Below are 16844 nucleotides of genomic sequence, written 5' to 3' on the forward strand. Positions count from 1 at the left end.
ATTTTCGCAGCAAGTTACGTGTCACCTTTTTGTGGGTCAATTGGGGCATGACCCACCTTTCTCAAACCTTCGCACCCACCGGTGAACTTCGCGTCGCCATCAACGTGGGCAACCCTATTCTTGCCCGCCGCCACCCTGACACGGGTGAGCCCGAGGGCGTGTCGATTGACCTGGCCACCCAACTGGCGCAGCGCTTGAGCGTGCCCTTGAAGCTGGTGGTGTTTGAAGCTGCCAGCAAATCGGTGGAAGCCGTGTCTGGCGAAGCGGCCGATGTGGGCTTTTTCGCCATCGACCCGCTGCGCGGTGCTGCCATTGCCTTTACAGCGCCCTATGTGCTGATTGAAGGCGCGTACATGGTCAAGCAAGATTCACCTTTGCACAGCAATGATGAGGTTGATCAGGCTCAACACACCGTGGTGGTGGGCAAGGGCAGTGCTTACGACCTGTACCTGAGCCGCGAAATCAAACATGCTCAGTTGGTACGCAGCCCCACCTCGCCCGAAGTGGTGAGCTACTTTTTAGATCACGGCCACGATGTGGCCGCGGGGGTGAAGCCCCAGCTCGAAGCCGAGTTGCCACGCATTCCCGGCTTGCGCATGTTGCCCGGCCACTTCATGGTGATTTCGCAAGCCATGGGCCTGCCCAAGAGCCGTGGCGAAGCAGCGGCCACCTATTTGCACCAATTCGTGGAAGACATGAAAGCCACAGGTGTGGTGGCCCAAGCCATGGCGCGTCACCGCATCGAAGGTGCGACACTTGCACCTTTGGCTAATTAACAAAAGGCTCGGGCGATGGACGTCTTGACGACGCAAACCCTGTCAGGGGTGCAAACAAGCATTGAGGTTGCAGGCACGGTGGCCTTTGCCCTCTCTGGTGTGATGGAAGCTGCCCGCAAAAAGCTCGATGCCGTGGGCGTGTGCGCTGTGGCCAGTGTGGCGGCCTTTGGTGGCGGCACCTTGCGCGATGTGTTGCTGGACCGCCGCCCCTTGTTTTGGATTGAGCAGTCTTGGTATTTGTGGACCGTGTTGGCGTTGTGTTTGGCCGCGATGTTGTTGATGCGTGCCAAACATTTCAAGCCCACTGAAAAATCCATACAGTGGCCCGATGCGTTGGGCTTGGGGCTGTTTGCGGCCAGTGGCACGCAAATCGCGCTCGGCATGCAAATGCCGGCCCTCATTGCTGTGTTGATGGGCGTCATCACCGCCACCTTTGGCGGCGTGTTGCGTGACATCGTGTGCAACGAAATCCCCACGGCGTTTCACGACCACCACCCTTACGCCGTGTGCGCGTTTGCGGGCGGCTGGGTGGTGGTGCTCTTGCACTACTTGGGCTTTGACCCCAATGCGGTGGTGGCGATTGGTGCCGCGACCGTGACGCTGTTGCGTTTGGCTGCGTTGCAGTTGGAGTGGCGCTTGCCCACGTGGAAGATTGAAGACTGAGCACCTGCCACCTGAAACAAACAAACCCGCCTAGGCGGGTTTGTTTTTTGTGTGCGGCTTGTGTTTACTTAGCAGCTACTTCGTGGGCTGCCATCAACTCCAGCGACTTCACCAAGGCTGAATGGTCAAGCTGACCCCAACCGTTGGATGCACAAGCTTGCATGAGCTGTGCCGCCGATGCGGTTTGTGGCAATGACACGCCAATGGCTTTGGCGCCGTTGAGGGCCAAGGCTAAATCTTTTTGATGCAAGGCAATGCGAAAGCCTGGGTCAAACGTGCGTTTGATCATGCGCTCGCCATGCACTTCCAAAATGCGGCTAGCTGCAAAACCACCCATCAAGGCGGCACGTACTTTGGCAGGGTCAGCGCCTGCTTTGCTGGCAAACAACAAAGCTTCGCCCACGGCCGCAATGTTCAAGGCCACGATGATTTGGTTGGCCACTTTGGTGGTTTGACCGTCGCCATTGCCGCCCACGAGGGTGATGTTTTTGCCCATCAATTCGAACAAAGGCTTGACGGTGTTGAAGGTGGCTTCCGCGCCGCCCACCATGATGGTGAGGCTGGCAGCTCTCGCGCCCACTTCGCCGCCTGAGACGGGTGCATCAAGGTACTCGCAACCGAGGGCATTGATTTTTTGTGCAAAGGTTTTGGTGCCCATCGGTGAGATGGAGCTCATGTCCACCACGATCTTGCCTTGGCTCAAACCTTCGGCAACGCCGTCTTTGCCAAACAACACTGCTTCCACATCGGGTGTGTCTGGCAGCATCAAAAAGATGATGTCTGCTGCGCGGGCCACGTCGGCATTGGTGGCACACACATGGGCGCTGGCCAATTCTGCGGGTACTTTGCTGCGTGTGCGAATGAACAAGTCGTGCTTGGCGGCCAACAAATGTTGAGCCATGGGTGAACCCATGATGCCTAAGCCGATGAAACCGATTTTCATGAAAATTTCCTTTGTGAAATTAGTAAGTGCCAGAAGACGAGGCTGTCTTCGAGGCGTGCATTTTTGAAATGATGTGTTGCGCGCCTGCGGCCATCAAACGTGCGTCTGAGCTGACGGTGACGAATTGAAAGCCTTTGGCGATGCGCTTGAGCGCAGACTCTGGCGTGCCGTTATGAATGCCAGCCACCACGCCGTGTGCTTTGGCGCGTGCCAAGATGTGGTCTACCGCCTCGGCGGCTTTGGGGTCGAGGTCGTCAAAGGTGGGGTTGCAGCCCAAGGCCAAGGACAGGTCGGAGGGGCCGATGTAAATCGCATCCAAACCTTCGACCGACAAGATGCCGTCCAGGTTGTCGAGTGCCGCAGCGGTCTCGATCATGGCGAAGGTGACGATGGTGTTGTTGGCGTGCTTGGGGTAGTCGGCACCGCCGTAGAGCAGGGCACGCACGGGGCCAAAGCTGCGTGTGCCTTGGGGGGCGTAATGGGTGTAGGCCACCAGTTTTTGAGCGTCCTCTTTGGTGTTGACCATGGGGCAAATCACGCCGTAAGCGCCTGCATCCAAGGTCTTCATCAAGATGCCGGGTTCCAACCAAGGCACGCGCACCACAGGCACGGTGTCGGTGGTGGAGATGGCTTGCAACATGGTCACCATGGCTTGGTAATCGACCACGCCGTGTTGCAAATCGATGGTGAGGGAATCCCAGCCTTGGTGAGCCATGGTTTCTGCGGAAAAGCTGTTGGGAATGGCGAGCCAGCCGTTGACGACGGCTCCGCCTGCTTGCCAAATTTCTCTGAGTTTGTTGGGGCGCATGGTGTGAGGTGTGTGTGAAAAAAGTTATCGAACCATGCAGGGGCGTTTGTGGTCAAACGTCCAGCCGGGAATGAGGTATTGCATGGCCGCGGCATCATCGCGTGCGCCCAAGCCGTGTTGCAGATAGAGCTGGTGGGCTTTTTCAACTTCGACCATGTTGAGCTCAACGCCAAGGCCTGGCTTTTTGGGCACTTCCACATGGCCGTTGACGATTTGCAAAGGCTCTTGCGTGAGGCCTTGGCCGTCTTGCCAAATCCAGTGGGTGTCGATGGCCGTGACTTTGCCAGGCGCTGCTGCAGCGACATGGGTGAACATGGCGAGCGACACGTCGAAATGGTTGTTGGAGTGCGAGCCCCACGTCAGACCCCAATCACGGCAGGTTTGCGCCACGCGCACCGAGCCGGCCATGGTCCAGAAATGCGGGTCTGCCAAGGGAATGTCCACGCTTTGCAGCGAGAGCGAGTGCACCATTTGTCGCCAGTCGGTGGCCACCATGTTGGTGGCGGTGGGCAAGCCGGTTTCGCGGCGGAACTCGGCCATCACTTCACGACCGCTGAAGCCTTCTTCTGCACCGCAAGGGTCTTCGGCATAGGCCACCACGCCGCGCATGTCGCGCATCAAACGCACGGCGTCTTTCAGCAACCAGCCGCCGTTGGGGTCTAGGGTGACGCGTGCTTGTGGGAAGCGTTGGTGCAAGGCAGTGACGGCTTCAATCTCAGTTTCGCCTGCGAGTACGCCGCCTTTGAGTTTGAAATCGTTGAAGCCATATTTCTCGCGTGCGGCTTCGGCCAAGCGGACCACCGATTCAGGCGTCATGGCCTTTTCGTTGCGCAAGCGGAACCACGCGTTGTCGGCATCGTGTTCGGTGCGGTAGGGCAGGTCGGTTTGGGTGCGGTCGCCAATGAAAAACAAATACCCCAACATCTCCACCGAGCTGCGTTGTTGGCCTTCACCCAAGAGCGCGGCCACTGGCACGTTGAGGTGCTGACCCAGCAAATCGAGCAAGGCGGATTCAACAGCGGTGACGGCATGGATGGTGGTGCGCAAATCGAAGGTTTGCAAACCACGCCCACCCGCATCACGGTCTGCGAAGCGAGTGCGCAGGGTGTTGAGCACCGCTTGCACATTGCCAATGCTTTGACCCACTACCAACTCAGTGGCATCTTCCAGTGTGGCTCTGATTTTTTCACCGCCTGGTACTTCACCAATGCCCGTGCGTCCGGCGTTGTCGGTGAGGATGAGCAAGTTGCGTGTGAAGAAAGCGCCGTGCGCGCCTGAGAGGTTCATCAACATGCTGTCATGCCCCGCAACGGGGATGACGCGTAACTGTGTGATGACGGGAGAGGAGTGAGGCATGGCGTGATGTACTTGAAAGGACGGTTTAGTCGGCTTTGATGTTGCGGGTTTCGATCAGCTTTTTCCAGCGTGCGAATTCGGCCGCTTGAAATGCGGTGAATTGCTCTGGCGTGTTTGCCACCAGCTCGAAGCCCAAATCCAACAACTTGGTTTTGACTTGTGGGTCGTTCAAACCGGCCACGATGGCAGCATGCAACTTGGCTTTGATGTCTGCAGGCAAACCTTTGGGCGCTGCAATGGCTTGCCATGAATACACATTGGCTTCTTTGATGCCCAGCTCTTCGAGTGAAGGGACGTTAGGCAAGAGCGGCGAACGCTTGGCGCTGGTAATGGACAGAGGACGTAACTTGCCTGCCAAGATTTGTGGCATGGCGGTGTTGATGTTCATGAACGACGAGTCCACTTGGGCGCCGAGCAAATCGGTCATCACGGGACCGCCGCCTTTGTAGGGAACGTGAATGCCTGTGGTACCTGTTTGTTGCCAGAACAACTCGGCGGTGAGGTGGTCACTGCTGCCGTTGCCTGACGAGGCGAAGGTCATTTTGTTGGGGTTGGCTTTTTGGAACGCGATCACATCGGCCATGGATTTGTGTGGCGAGCTGGCAGGCACCACCAACACATTGGGGGCTTGCACCGCGATGCTGATGTAGTCGAAGTCTTTCAGCGCATCGTAGGGAACTTTGGCTAGAAGGTGGGGCGCAATCACGTAAGGGCCAAGAGATGCAACCAGCAAGGTGTGGCCATCCGCAGGTGCACGAGTTACAAAGCCTGCACCAATCGTGCCGGTGGCACCGGCTTTGTTGTCGGTGATGAAACTACCGCCCAGTTTTTCTTGCAGCTTGGGGGCCAAGGTGCGGGCAATTAAATCGGTGGCGCCGCCCGGTGGGAAGGGCACGACCAAGGTGACGGGTTTGTCGGGCCAAGCGTATGCGGCACTTGTCATGACGAGGCCTAAAGCGAGGGCGATAAGTGAACGACGTTGATGTTTCATGAGAGGTCTCCGATTTGATTTTGGTAGCGCTACCATTTAAGGTGAATGGATGTTAGCCACGGCAAAACTGGCCGTCAATGCTTTTACGTCAGGGTTTTCGCTAGGCGCGGGTGCTGTCGCGCTCGATGATGGAAAAGCCCACATCCACGATGCGTGGCTCTACGTTACGGCCTTCGGCGCGGTCCATCAAAAAGCGGGCTGCGAGGGTACCAATTTGCCCGCCATTGATGCGCACTGTGGTGAGTGCGGGCACCATGTCGGCCACAAAAGGCACATCGCCAAAGCCCATCACGGCGATGTCGTCTGGCACGGTCAAGCCGCGCGCGCGGGCTTCGGTCATCACACCCAAAGCCAGCAGGTCAGAGCTGCAAAAAATGGCTTGCGCATCGGGGGCTTCGGCCAAGATGCGAGCCATGGCTTCGCGGCCACTTTTGAGTGAGCGCGAGGCGCCTACATTGGCCACAAACACAGGGGGCAAACCCAGTTGCGCCGCGGTTTCTTGAAAGGCTAGGGTGCGGCGCTTGGCGCGCTCATCTTCGGCGCGCACGATGGCAAATTTTGTGTAGCCTCTGCGCACCAAAAATTGGGCCACTTCACGGCCAATGTCCGAGTGAGAGAAGCCAATCAGCATGTCAATCGGTGTGGGGGTCAAGTCCCAGGTTTCGACCACCGGAATGCCCGAGGCCAGCAAGCGTGTACGCGCCTTGCCCGGCGGCAAAATGCCAGTGATGAAAATGCCATCGGGTCGGCGACCAATGATGGCTTCGAGCAGCAGCTCTTCACGTTCGGCGGAGTAGCCCGATTGGCCCAGCATCAGCTGGTAGCCGGCGTCAAACAAGGTGCCGTTCAAAGACTCGATGGTTTCCATGAACACCGACACCACCGTGCTGGGCACCACGGCCGCAATCAGGCGGCTGCGCGAGGAGGCCAAACCACCGGCCATGCGGTTGGGTACGTAGCCGGTGCGTTGCACCGCCTCTTGCACTTTGCGCAACACATCGGGCGAGACTTGGTTAGGCGTGTTGATGGCCCGCGACGCCGTGATGGGGGCCACGCCCGCGAGCATGGCCACATCGCGCAGAGTGATGGCACCGCTGCTGCGGCGTGAGCGTTTGGGCTGTTCTTTGTCGGTCATGAAATTCTTTGTTTTGCCTGACTTGCGTCTTTACAAATGGTACCGCTATCATTGCGTTTGTAAAGGTTTCGATGCGAAGCCGAATGATAGGAGACCTTGATGACCCCACTCACCATCCGCATGCAGCTCCGAGACAACGTGGCGATTGTGGCCAACCACGGTGGTTTGCCCGCAGGCACGGTGTTGCCAGATGGCTTGTGCTTGCGTGACGCCGTACCTCAAGGGCACAAGGTGGCGTTGGTGGATATTCCGGCGAATGGTGCGGTGCTGCGCTATGGCATTGCGATTGGCTATGCCTTGAAAGACATTCCTGCGGGCAGCTGGGTGCATGAGCGTTTGCTCCAAATGCCTTCCGCTCGCGAGTTGGACAACTTGCCTATGGCCACTGTGAAGCCTGAACCTTTGCCTCCGCTGGAGGGCTACACCTTCGAGGGCTATCGCAATGCCGACGGCTCGGTGGGCACGCGCAACATCTTGGCCATCACCACCACGGTGCAGTGTGTGTCGGGCGTGGTCGAGTTTGCTGTTGCGCGCATCAAGGCTGAGTTGCTGCCGAAGTTCCCCCATGTGGATGACGTGGTGGGCCTTGAGCACACCTATGGCTGCGGTGTGGCCATTGATGCCGATGGCGCAGAAATTCCAATTCGCACCCTGCGCAACATCAGCCTCAACCCCAACTTTGGCGGTGAGGTGATGGTGGTGAGCTTGGGCTGTGAAAAACTGCAACCCGAACGTTTGATGCCACCCGGTGCCATTCCCATCAACGACCAACGCGGTGAAGCGCTCGATGTGGTGTGTCTGCAAGACGATGCGCATGTGGGCTTCATGTCCATGATCGACAGCATCATGAAAACGGCAGAGCAACATTTGCAACGCTTGAACCAACGCCGCCGCGAGACGGTACCTGCCAGCGAGTTGGTGGTGGGCGTGCAGTGCGGTGGCAGCGACGCGTTTTCGGGCGTGACGGCCAACCCTGCTGTGGGTTATTGCACCGATTTGTTGGTGCGTGCTGGCGCGAGTGTGATGTTTTCCGAGGTGACCGAAGTGCGCGATGGCATTGACCAACTCACCTCACGTGCCACCACGCCCGAAGTGGCCGAGGCCATGATTCGCGAAATGGCGTGGTACGACGCTTATCTGGCCCGTGGTCGTGCAGACCGCAGTGCCAACACCACGCCAGGCAATAAAAAAGGTGGCTTGTCCAACATCGTGGAAAAAGCCATGGGCTCCATCGTCAAGTCGGGTTCTGCGCCGATTTCGGGCGTGTTGTCGCCGGGTGAAAAGCTCAAACAAAAAGGCCTGATTTATGCTGCCACGCCAGCCAGCGATTTCATTTGCGGCACGCTGCAATTGGCCGCAGGCATGAACTTGCATGTGTTCACCACAGGGCGTGGCACGCCTTACGGTTTGGCGGAGGTGCCTGTCATCAAAGTGGCCACACGCACAGACCTGGCCCGTCGTTGGCATGACCTGATGGACGTGAACGCCGGCACGATTGCAGATGGCACCCAGACGATTGAAGAGGTGGGCACCGAGCTGTTTCAGCTCATGCTCGATGTGGCCAGTGGCCGCAAAAAAACCTGGGCTGAACATTGGAAGTTGCACAACGCCTTGGTGTTGTTCAACCCTGCGCCTGTGACTTAAGGCCAGGGCTGCAACAATCTTGGCGTGATGCCCATTCTTTATTCTTTTCGCCGTTGCCCCTACGCCATGCGCGCACGCTTGGCCTTGCGTGCCAGCGGTGTGACTTATGAACACCGTGAAGTGGCATTGAAGGCCAAGCCCGTCGAGATGCTGGCGGTGTCGCCCAAAGGCACCGTGCCTGTGTTGTGCTTGGCGACAGGCGAGGTGTTGGAACAAAGCTTGGACATCATGTGGTGGGCACTGAAGCAAAGCGACCCACACGGGTGGTTACCCCTCACACCAGAGGCGTTGAGCGATGCGCAAAACATGATTGCCACCCTTGATGGGGATTTCAAAGCCAACTTGGACCGCTACAAATACCCGCAACGGTTTGGCTTGACGGAAGGTGTGCGTCACCGCGATGAAGCGGCGGCGTGGTTGCTGACACTCGATGTGTGTTTTCAGAGCCAAGCGTTCTTGTCTGGTCAACGGTGGGGCTGGTTGGATGCTTGTGTGGCGCCGTTTGTAAGGCAGTTTGCGCGCACAGACCGTGCATGGTTTGATACACAGCCTTGGTCGCAATTGGCGCAATGGCTGGTGGCGTTTGAAAACTCAGAGGCCTTTGCTGCCGTGATGCACAAGCACCCGCTGTGGGTGTCGCCGCAGGTGTCGCAGGCTTAGCTAGCCGCTTTCAAGAAATCTCTCACCAACTGCCATTGCGCAGGCACATTCAATGCAGGCGCATGGCCGCAACCGGCAATCTCTTCCGTGCGTAGCAAACCCTTTGCACCTGGGCCGCGCGTGCGCATGGTTTGGATGGTGTCGGGGGAAATTAGATCTGAATTTGCACCGCGCATCACCATCACGGGCATATCGAGTGTGTCGTACTCGGTCCACATGGGGTACTCGGGTACTTCGCGGAAAAACTGTTGGGTGATGTGGGGGTCGTAGTGCGGTGTCACGCGGCCATCCGGCAAACGGCGGGTGGAGCTTTCGCTCAAGTGCCGCCATTGCGCATCGGTGAGTGCGCCAAAGGGCGCATAGGCAGCGCGAAAGAACGCTTCTAACTCAGGCACGGTGTCAAACGCAGGAGGCTGGCCTGCATAGGCTTTGATGCGATCGACAGCGGCCACCGAAATTTCAGGTGCGATGTCGTTGAGCAAAAGACTGCGAATGCGCGCTTTGAAGCCAGGCTGTACCAAACCCGCCGCGCACACCAAGCCAAGTGCGCCGCCCATAGAGGTGCCAATCCAGTGGGCTTGATGGACGTTCAAGGCTTGCAACATGTCCCAGGCGATGCGGGTGTAGGTGACAAAGCTGTAGTCTTCTTTTGGGTCGCGCGCCCATTGGCTCAAGCCTCGGCCAATCGTGTCTGGGCAGATGACGTGATAGTCGTTGCACAGCTGCTCGGCCAACCAATCGAAGTCGCGGCCCGTGCGGGCCAAGCCGTGCCATGCAATGACGGCGGGTTGCGATGCATCGCCCCATGTGGTGACATGCAAGTCAAAACCGTGGCAGTGGAGGTAGTGCGAAGAGGGTTTCATGGCGTGCCTTATGAATCCAATGATTGTGCCCATGCGCCGATGGGCTAGGGCTCAGCGTTTACGATTGCACGTATGCAATTGCAAGATATTTTGTATTCCCAAGGTTTTGGCACGCGCCGTATTTGCGCGGGTCTCATTCAACAAGGCTATGTGCAGGTCGATGTGGGCGAGGGCTTGGTCACGTGTGACGATGCGCTGGAAGACATCGACGTGCATGAAGGTCTGCGGTACTCGGTGCAAGGCGTGGTGTGGCCGTATCACGCCAAAGCCTATGTGCTCCTGCACAAACCCGCAGGCTACGAGTGTTCGCACAAGCCTTCGGCGTGGCCCAGCATGTACACCTTGCTGCCACCACCCTTGCGCTACCGTCCGCAAAAAAGCGCGGTGCAAGGCGTGCAAGCGGTGGGGCGATTGGACCAAGACACTACGGGCATGTTGGTGCTGACCGACGATGGCCCGCTGATTCACCGCATGAGCTCACCGCGCCACCATGTGCCCAAGGTGTATGAGGTGACCACGGACGACCCGCTGGACGACAAACAAGTGCAACGCTTGCTCGATGGTGTGGTGTTGGACGACTCGCCCAAGCCCGTCAAAGCCGCAGCGTGTGTGGCGGTGGCCGAGCACCATTTGCGCCTGACCTTGACCGAAGGCAAGTACCACCAAGTTAAACGCATGTTGGCCGCGGTAGGCAACAAAGTGGTGGGGCTGCACCGTTCGCAAATTGGTGCCATGCCATTGCCTGCTGATTTGGCGCCAGGTCAGTGGCGTTGGATCAGCCCTGATGAGTTGAAGCTGCTAGCTACAAACGCTTAATTTCATCCCGCGTTTGTGGCTTGTGCCCTTTGCGCAGGTGTGCGTAGCTTGGCTCGTTACACTGAGGGCAGATTTTTCAAGGTGTTTTTTGTGTTTTTGATTCAACGTTTAACGCTGGCTTTGGCCAGCGTGCTGCTGTTGGCGGCAACCCCTGCAGCGCAAGCCGGTAACCCAATTTTTGTGCTGAATTCGCAAGACGCGAATGTGAGCGTGATTGACCCCGCCACATGGAAAGAAACCCGTCGCATTGCCACGGGCAAAGAGCCGCACCACATCTACCTCACGCCCGATGAAACCTCGGTCATTGTGGCCAACGCGGGTGGCGATTCACTGACCTTCATCGACCCACGCACCGCCGAAGTGCAACGCGTGGTGCGTGGCACCTTGGACCCTTACCAGCTGCGTTTTTCACCCGACATGAAATGGTTTGTCACGGTGGCCAACCGCCTGAACCACATCGACATTTACCGTTGGGACGGCAAAGAGTTGACGCTGGCCAAGCGCATTCCATCCAGCAAAACACCCAGCCACATTTGGATTGACACCAAAAGCACCACGGCCTACGCCACCATGCAAGACAGCAATGAGTTGGTGGCTGTCGATTTGGCCACGCAAACGTTGAAGTGGCGCATGAAAACAGGTGAAATGCCTGCCGACGTGTTTGGCACACCCAACGACAAATACCTGTTGGTGGGCCTCACAGGCGACAACCATGTGCAGGTGTTTGATGTGTCGGGTGCTCAGCCTAAATTGTTCAAAACCATTCCCACCGGTGCAGGCGCACATGCCTTCCGTGCGGCGGGTGATGGTCGCCATGTGTTTGTGGGCAACCGTGTGGCCAACACCATCAACAAAATCGACTACCTCAGCTTAGAGTCGGTCATGCAGTTCGCTGCACCTGGTGGGCCTGATTGCATGGAGGTCACGGCAGACGGTAAGTTGTTGTTTGTGTCCTCGCGTTGGATCAAAAAAATGAGCGTGATTGACACGGCCACAGGTCAGCTCGTGCGCCAAGTCAAAGTCGGCAAATCGCCTCACGGCATTTGGACTTTGGACCACGCCAAACGGTATTGATGCTGATGCGTTGCTTGCGTTGGGTTGTCTTGGCCTCACTGAGCATCGCTGCACATGTGGCGCACGCCGCTGCGCCTTGTCACAAGCCGCTGTACCTCACGTTTGACACAGGCCACATGGGTGTGGCGCCGTTGATTGCGGAGGTGTTGAACCGTCACAACGTCAAAGTCACTTTCTTCGCAGCCAATGAAGCCACCAAAGAAGGCGATGGTTCGCTGGGCGAGTATTGGGCGCCTTGGTGGAAGGCACGTGGCGCAGAGGGCCATGCCTTTGCTTCGCACACCTTTGACCATGTGTATTGGCGCTCGGACCTGCCACGCGGCAGCTGGCAAATGCGTCCCACAGCAGGGCCCAGCAAAGGCCAAACCGAGGTGTGGACCAGCCAGCGTTACTGTGACCAATTGCAACTGGCCAACACGCGTTTGGAGCAAATCACAGGTGTCAAACCCTTGCCTTTGTTTCGCGCACCGGGCGGGAAAACCTCTCCCTCGTTGTTGACCGCTGCGAAGCAATGCGGCTTTGCCCATGTGGGGTGGGCGGATGCAGGCTTTTTGGGCGACGAGTTGCCCAGCGATAAATTTCCCAACGCCATGCTGCTGCAACGCGCATTAAGCAACATCCGCTCGGGCGATATCTTGATGGCGCATTTGGGCATTTGGTCACGCCAAGACCCATGGGCACCGGCAGTGCTGGAGCCTTTGATTGAAGGCCTCAAAGCCAAAGGGTTTTGCTTTGCCACGCTCAAAGAGCATCCACAATTCAAACCATGGATACGCTGATCGATCTATTTGCCAACGCGCAAGCCGCCTTGTATGAAAGCGTGATGCAGCCCATCGCGTTTGCGGTGGGGTTGGGCAATCGATTGGAAGATGTGTTTGATGGCACGGGGTGGTTGCTGGTGGGCTTGATTCAAATCGCCATCATGGTGGCTGTGATTGGGCCTCTGCAGCGTTGGCGTCCTGTGGAAGCCGTAACCGATACGCGTGCGGTTTATACCGATGTGATTTACACACTTATTCACCGCTTGGGGCTATTTCGCGTGGTGCTGTTTTTGTTGGTCGAGCCCGTGTTGGACACCTTGCTGGGCGAGCTGCGTGTACAGGGCGTGGGGACGTTCCATTTGGAAGACCTCTGGCCAGGTGTGACCGATGGCCCGCTGACCAGCTTTGTGCTGTACCTCGTGGTGTTTGACTTCGTCAATTACTGGCTGCACCGCGCGCAGCACCAGTGGAGTTGGTGGTGGGCTTTGCATGCCTTGCACCACTCGCAGCGTCAGATGACGCAGTGGACCGACAACCGCAACCACTTGCTGGATGACTTGATGGGCGCTGTCATTTGGGTGTGCATCGCGCAACTCATAGGCATTGCGCCCACGCAGTTTGTGGCGGTGGTGGCCATCACCCAGTTGTTTGAAAACTTCCAACACGCCAATTTGCGCTTGAGCTTTGGCGCGTTGGGCGAGCGCTTGTGGGTCAGCCCGCGCTTTCATCGCTTGCACCATGCGGTTGGGTTGGGGCATGAATCCTCTCAAGGTGTCAAGACGGTTCTGGGTGGACACAATTTTGGTGTCTTGCTGCCATGGTGGGATGTCTTGTTTGGAACCGCTAACTTCGATGTGCGTTTTGAGTCCACCGGCATCCGCGACCAAGTGGAGCAGGGGGTGGATTACGGCGAAGGTTTCTGGTCGCAGCAGCGATTGGGTATCAAACGCCTCATGCAAGCCTTGGGATTTTCTTCCGCACGTTAAATAGCTGCGGTATGCTTTTGGCATGCGTTTGTTTTTGGATTCTTTTTGGCGTGCACTGGCGTATTGCTTGATGCCGCGCGTGATGCTCCTGTCACTGCTGCCACTGGCCATGTTGCTGGTGTTGTCGGTGAGCTGGGGATATTTCTATTGGTCGCCCACCCAAGACTGGGTGCGCGAGATGTTGGCTTCTTGGCAAGTGCTGCAAGGCATACTGGATTGGTTGCAAGACAACGGTGCCGGTGAATTGCAATCGGTGATGGTGCCCTTGGTGGTGATTTTTGCGATCACGCCCATCTTGGTGGTCATTTCTTTGTTGGCGGTGTCTTTGATGATGACGCCTGCTTTGGTGGACTTGGTGGTGCAACGTCGCTTTGCGCATTTGGCGCTCAAGCATGGTGGCACCACGCTGACCAGTTTGGCTTGGACCGTGGGTTCTACGCTGATCGCCATGGTGGCCATGTTCATTTCGCTGCCGCTGTGGGCGGTGCCGCCTTTGATGTTCATCGTGCCTCCTCTGATTTGGGGCTGGCTCAGCTACCGCGTGATGGTGTTTGATGCTTTGGTGCTGCACGCCAGTCGTGAAGAACGTTTGGTCATTGGCCGTCAGCACCGCATTTGGCTGCTGCTGATCGGTGTGTTGACGGGCTATATGGGCGCTTTTCCCAGTTTGGTGTGGGCCTCAGGTGCGGTGTTTGCGGCTGCCTTTTTGGTGCTCATTCCCCTCGCCATTTGGATTTATGCCTTGGTGTTTGCTTTCACCTCGCTCTGGTTCACGCATTACAGCTTGGCTGCGCTGGAAGCCCTGCGTGCCGAGTCGGGCACTGTGGTGATGGGCGCCTCGGTGCCGCTGCCCACGGTAGCATTGGGCGATGACTCAAATCCCACCTCCAGCATCTAAAGCCAGGCCAGAGTTTGGCCTCATCATCGTCGGCGATGAAATTCTCTCGGGCAAGCGTGCCGACAAGCACATGCCCAAACTCATTGAGCTTTTGAGTGCGCGTGGTTTGTCGCTGGATTGGGCGGACTACGTGGGCGATTCGCCCGAGCGCATCACCCGCACACTGGCCCGTGCTTTTGAGAGCCACAGCATTGTGTTTTCGTGCGGCGGCATTGGTGCCACGCCTGACGACCACACCCGTCAGTGTGCAGGCAAGGCATTGGGCCTAGACATCGTGCTGCACCCGCAAGCCGAAGCCTTGATTCGTGAACGCATGCAAGACACGGCGAAAGAGCAGGGCGTGCCCTACGAACCCGACCGCCACGACAACATCCACCGCCTCAACATGGGTGTGTTCCCCGTGGGAGCCAGCATCATCCCCAATCCGTACAACAAGATTCCAGGCTTCACTTGCCACGGTGCAGGTGGCGGCGTGGTGCACTTTGTGCCGGGCTTTCCCGTGATGGCGTGGCCCATGATGGCATGGGTGCTCGACACACATTACCCGCATCTGTTTCAGCATGAGGCTTGGATTGAGCAGTCTGTTGTCGTCTACGGCTCGATGGAGGCTACGCTGACGCCCTTGATGGAAGCCTTGGAGCGTGATTTCGAAGGTGTCAAAGTGTTCAGCTTGCCAAGCGTGGATCACCCAGTGCACGGGCGTCACATCGAGTTGGGCGTCAAGGGCGCACCTGAAATCGTGACTCAGGCTTATTCGGCGATGCTGACGGGGCTTCAACCGTTTGGCTTGAAGTTAGGCCCTGAATTGGTGCGAAAATAACAATGAACCATTTTGGTGCAAGATTGCACCAAAATAAAGCATTTTGTTTTTCTGTGTTTGATGCGCGTAATGGGCATCTTGAGTTAATTTGCGCCAATCTCGGTGCAAAATACGCGACTTGACGGTAGAGCTGATGAAGCTTGCTGCTGGCAAACGCTGGCACAGAAACTGCATTCTCAAACCTCGAAACACTTTTTAACCCAACTACCCAGCAGGAGAACTTGATGGCCAAGACCGTCGCAGACGTAATCAAAATGGTGAAAGAGAACGAAGTCAAATTCGTTGATTTCCGTTTCACCGATACCCGTGGCAAGTGGCAGCACATCACTGCGCCCGTGTCGCAGTTTGACGAAAGCAAGTTTGAAGAAGGTCAAGCGTTTGACGGTTCTTCTATTGCTGGTTGGAAAGGCATCGAAGCCTCTGACATGTTGTTGATGCCTGATCCAAGCAGCGCGATCATCGACCCCTTCTTTGAAGAAGTGACCCTTGTGTTGATCTGTGATGTGATCGAACCCACAGACGGCAAGGCCTACGAGCGTGACCCACGTTCGATCGCCAAGCGCGCCGAGTCCTTCCTCAAGCAATCTGGCGTGGGCGACACCGCTTACTTTGGTCCAGAGCCAGAGTTCTTCTTGTTTGACGATGTGCGTTGGAGCACTGAGCCAAACAACACCTTCTACGCCATCGACGAAGCCGAAGCGCCTTGGAACAGCGGCACCAAGATGGACAATGGCAACAGCGGTCACCGCAACCGTGTCAAGGGTGGCTACTTCCCAGTGCCTCCGGTTGACAGCACACACGACATGCGCAGCGAAATGTCGCTGATCCTCGAGTCCGTGGGTATCCCCGTTGAAGTGCACCACCACGAAGTGGCCGGCGCGGGTCAATGCGAAATCGGTACCAAGTTCTCCACTTTGGTCGAGCGCGCTGACTGGACATTGCTCCAAAAGTACGTGATCCACAACGTGGCCAACGCTTACGGCAAAACCGCCACGTTCATGCCTAAGCCCTACGCTGGCGACAACGGTTCTGGCATGCACGTGCACCAGTCCATCTGGAAAGACGGCAAGAACTTGTTCGCAGGCAACGGCTACGCTGGTTTGTCAGACTTGGCGCTGTACTACATCGGCGGCATCATCAAGCACGCCCGTGCTTTGAACGCCATCACCAACCCAGGTACCAACAGCTACAAGCGTTTGGTGCCTCACTTCGAAGCCCCAGTGAAATTGGCTTACTCTGCCAAGAACCGTTCTGCTTCGATCCGTATTCCTAACGTGGCCAGCGACAAGGGTCGCCGCGTAGAAGCGCGTTTCCCAGATCCATTGTGCAACCCTTACCTCGGCTTCGCAGCCTTGTTGATGGCTGGTTTGGACGGTATCGAGAACAAGATCCACCCAGGCGAAGCAGCGACCAAAGATTTGTACCACCTCCCACCCGAGGAAGACAAATTGGTCCCAACCGTGTGCTCTAGCTTGGACCAAGCTTTGGAAGCCCTCGATGCAGACCGTGCCTTCTTGACCAAAGGCGGCGTGTTCACCGACTCGTGGATCGACGCTTACATCGACTTGAAGATGCAAGAAGTCACCCGTAGCCGCGTGGAAGTGTCTCCTGTCGAATACGACATGTACTACTCGCTGTAATTCGTTGCAA

At 57.2% G+C, this 16844-nt stretch carries 17 protein-coding genes; 11 read left to right on the forward strand and 6 right to left on the reverse strand.

The features are described from left to right. Positions 1-47: 47 nt before the first annotated feature. Together C5F52_RS25065 and C5F52_RS25070 are read left to right on the forward strand one after the other, a co-directional pair. A complete protein-coding gene (locus C5F52_RS25065; protein WP_104801102.1) occupies positions 48-776 on the forward strand; it encodes an ABC transporter substrate-binding protein in 729 nt (242 codons plus the stop codon). Positions 777-791: 15 nt separating this feature from the next. Further along, positions 792-1439: a trimeric intracellular cation channel family protein gene (locus tag C5F52_RS25070; RefSeq protein WP_104801103.1), complete on the forward strand. Its 648-nt coding sequence runs from the start codon at positions 792-794 to the stop codon at positions 1437-1439. Between the two features lie 64 nt (positions 1440-1503). Here C5F52_RS25070 and C5F52_RS25075 read toward each other — a convergent pair whose 3' ends face one another. The 5 genes from C5F52_RS25075 to C5F52_RS25095 form a co-directional block, all read right to left on the reverse strand. Beyond that, positions 1504-2382 (reverse strand): 2-hydroxy-3-oxopropionate reductase, encoded by an 879-nt coding sequence (locus C5F52_RS25075; protein WP_104801104.1) that lies wholly within the window; start codon positions 2380-2382, stop codon positions 1504-1506. 19 nt (positions 2383-2401) lie between these two features. Further along, positions 2402-3190, reverse strand: coding sequence for an HpcH/HpaI aldolase/citrate lyase family protein (locus tag C5F52_RS25080; protein WP_104801105.1), 789 nt, complete (start codon positions 3188-3190; stop codon positions 2402-2404). Positions 3191-3214: 24 nt separating this feature from the next. Further along, on the reverse strand, positions 3215-4546 hold the full coding sequence (gene gudD / locus C5F52_RS25085) for a glucarate dehydratase (RefSeq protein WP_104801106.1): 1332 nt from the start codon (positions 4544-4546) through the stop codon (positions 3215-3217). 25 nt (positions 4547-4571) lie between these two features. Beyond that, complete coding sequence (locus tag C5F52_RS25090) at positions 4572-5537, reverse strand: tripartite tricarboxylate transporter substrate binding protein (protein ID WP_104801107.1); 966 nt, start codon at positions 5535-5537, stop codon at positions 4572-4574. Positions 5538-5637: 100 nt separating this feature from the next. Next, a complete protein-coding gene (locus C5F52_RS25095; protein ID WP_104801108.1) occupies positions 5638-6672 on the reverse strand; it encodes a LacI family DNA-binding transcriptional regulator in 1035 nt (344 codons plus the stop codon). 99 nt (positions 6673-6771) lie between these two features. Here C5F52_RS25095 and garD point away from each other — a divergent pair, with 99 nt between their 5' ends. Together garD and C5F52_RS25105 are read left to right on the forward strand one after the other, a co-directional pair. After that, positions 6772-8316 carry a galactarate dehydratase gene (gene garD, locus C5F52_RS25100; protein ID WP_201747090.1) on the forward strand — a complete coding sequence of 515 codons (1545 nt, stop codon included), beginning with the start codon at positions 6772-6774 and terminating at the stop codon, positions 8314-8316. A gap of 27 nt (positions 8317-8343) precedes the next feature. Then, positions 8344-8976: a glutathione S-transferase gene (locus C5F52_RS25105; RefSeq protein WP_104801110.1), complete on the forward strand. Its 633-nt coding sequence runs from the start codon at positions 8344-8346 to the stop codon at positions 8974-8976. On the opposite strand, the gene C5F52_RS25110 is transcribed toward C5F52_RS25105, so the two are convergent. After that, the gene (locus C5F52_RS25110; protein ID WP_104801111.1) at positions 8973-9839 is read right to left on the reverse strand and encodes an alpha/beta fold hydrolase; all 867 of its coding nucleotides are present in this window, start codon (positions 9837-9839) and stop codon (positions 8973-8975) included. The genes C5F52_RS25105 and C5F52_RS25110 overlap by 4 nt on opposite strands. A gap of 72 nt (positions 9840-9911) precedes the next feature. Between C5F52_RS25110 and C5F52_RS25115 the strand changes: the two genes are divergently transcribed. From C5F52_RS25115 to glnA, 7 genes are all read left to right on the forward strand, one after another. Next, the gene (locus C5F52_RS25115) at positions 9912-10655 is read left to right on the forward strand and encodes a pseudouridine synthase (protein WP_104801112.1); all 744 of its coding nucleotides are present in this window, start codon (positions 9912-9914) and stop codon (positions 10653-10655) included. A 90-nt stretch (positions 10656-10745) separates the two neighbouring features. Further along, the gene (locus C5F52_RS25120) at positions 10746-11729 is read left to right on the forward strand and encodes a YncE family protein (RefSeq protein ID WP_369954267.1); all 984 of its coding nucleotides are present in this window, start codon (positions 10746-10748) and stop codon (positions 11727-11729) included. Then, entirely contained in the window at positions 11729-12508 is a 780-nt protein-coding gene (locus tag C5F52_RS25125; RefSeq protein WP_104801113.1) for a polysaccharide deacetylase family protein, read from the forward strand. Before C5F52_RS25120 ends, C5F52_RS25125 begins: the two co-directional genes overlap by 1 nt. Further along, the gene (locus tag C5F52_RS25130; RefSeq protein WP_104801114.1) at positions 12496-13476 is read left to right on the forward strand and encodes a sterol desaturase family protein; all 981 of its coding nucleotides are present in this window, start codon (positions 12496-12498) and stop codon (positions 13474-13476) included. Before C5F52_RS25125 ends, C5F52_RS25130 begins: the two co-directional genes overlap by 13 nt. A gap of 22 nt (positions 13477-13498) precedes the next feature. Then, positions 13499-14374, forward strand: a complete 876-nt coding sequence (locus C5F52_RS25135; protein WP_104801115.1) for an EI24 domain-containing protein — start codon at positions 13499-13501, stop codon at positions 14372-14374. Further along, a complete protein-coding gene (locus tag C5F52_RS25140; RefSeq protein WP_104801116.1) occupies positions 14346-15194 on the forward strand; it encodes a molybdopterin-binding protein in 849 nt (282 codons plus the stop codon). The genes C5F52_RS25135 and C5F52_RS25140 overlap by 29 nt, the downstream gene beginning before the upstream one ends. Before the next feature lie 224 nt (positions 15195-15418). Next, the gene (gene glnA, locus C5F52_RS25145) at positions 15419-16834 is read left to right on the forward strand and encodes a type I glutamate--ammonia ligase (RefSeq protein WP_104801117.1); all 1416 of its coding nucleotides are present in this window, start codon (positions 15419-15421) and stop codon (positions 16832-16834) included. Positions 16835-16844 lie beyond the last annotated feature (10 nt).

It is taken from the genome of Limnohabitans sp. TS-CS-82 (genome assembly GCF_002943475.1).

Excerpts from the sequence above, each read along its gene's own strand:
- C5F52_RS25110 (WP_104801111.1), bottom strand. The coding sequence starts at position 9,839 with ATGAAACCCTCTTCGCACTACCTCCACTGCCACGGTTTTGACTTGCAT.
- C5F52_RS25070 (WP_104801103.1), top strand. The coding sequence starts at position 792 with ATGGACGTCTTGACGACGCAAACCCTGTCAGGGGTGCAAACAAGCATT.
- C5F52_RS25125 (WP_104801113.1), top strand. The coding sequence starts at position 11,729 with ATGCTGATGCGTTGCTTGCGTTGGGTTGTCTTGGCCTCACTGAGCATC.
- glnA (WP_104801117.1), top strand. The coding sequence starts at position 15,419 with ATGGCCAAGACCGTCGCAGACGTAATCAAAATGGTGAAAGAGAACGAA.
- C5F52_RS25095 (WP_104801108.1), bottom strand. The coding sequence starts at position 6,672 with ATGACCGACAAAGAACAGCCCAAACGCTCACGCCGCAGCAGCGGTGCC.
- C5F52_RS25135 (WP_104801115.1), top strand. The coding sequence starts at position 13,499 with ATGCGTTTGTTTTTGGATTCTTTTTGGCGTGCACTGGCGTATTGCTTG.
- C5F52_RS25105 (WP_104801110.1), top strand. The coding sequence starts at position 8,344 with ATGCCCATTCTTTATTCTTTTCGCCGTTGCCCCTACGCCATGCGCGCA.
- C5F52_RS25130 (WP_104801114.1), top strand. The coding sequence starts at position 12,496 with ATGGATACGCTGATCGATCTATTTGCCAACGCGCAAGCCGCCTTGTAT.
- C5F52_RS25090 (WP_104801107.1), bottom strand. The coding sequence starts at position 5,537 with ATGAAACATCAACGTCGTTCACTTATCGCCCTCGCTTTAGGCCTCGTC.
- C5F52_RS25140 (WP_104801116.1), top strand. The coding sequence starts at position 14,346 with ATGACTCAAATCCCACCTCCAGCATCTAAAGCCAGGCCAGAGTTTGGC.
- C5F52_RS25115 (WP_104801112.1), top strand. The coding sequence starts at position 9,912 with ATGCAATTGCAAGATATTTTGTATTCCCAAGGTTTTGGCACGCGCCGT.
- C5F52_RS25075 (WP_104801104.1), bottom strand. The coding sequence starts at position 2,382 with ATGAAAATCGGTTTCATCGGCTTAGGCATCATGGGTTCACCCATGGCT.
- C5F52_RS25080 (WP_104801105.1), bottom strand. The coding sequence starts at position 3,190 with ATGCGCCCCAACAAACTCAGAGAAATTTGGCAAGCAGGCGGAGCCGTC.
- gudD (WP_104801106.1), bottom strand. The coding sequence starts at position 4,546 with ATGCCTCACTCCTCTCCCGTCATCACACAGTTACGCGTCATCCCCGTT.
- garD (WP_201747090.1), top strand. The coding sequence starts at position 6,772 with ATGACCCCACTCACCATCCGCATGCAGCTCCGAGACAACGTGGCGATT.
- C5F52_RS25065 (WP_104801102.1), top strand. The coding sequence starts at position 48 with ATGACCCACCTTTCTCAAACCTTCGCACCCACCGGTGAACTTCGCGTC.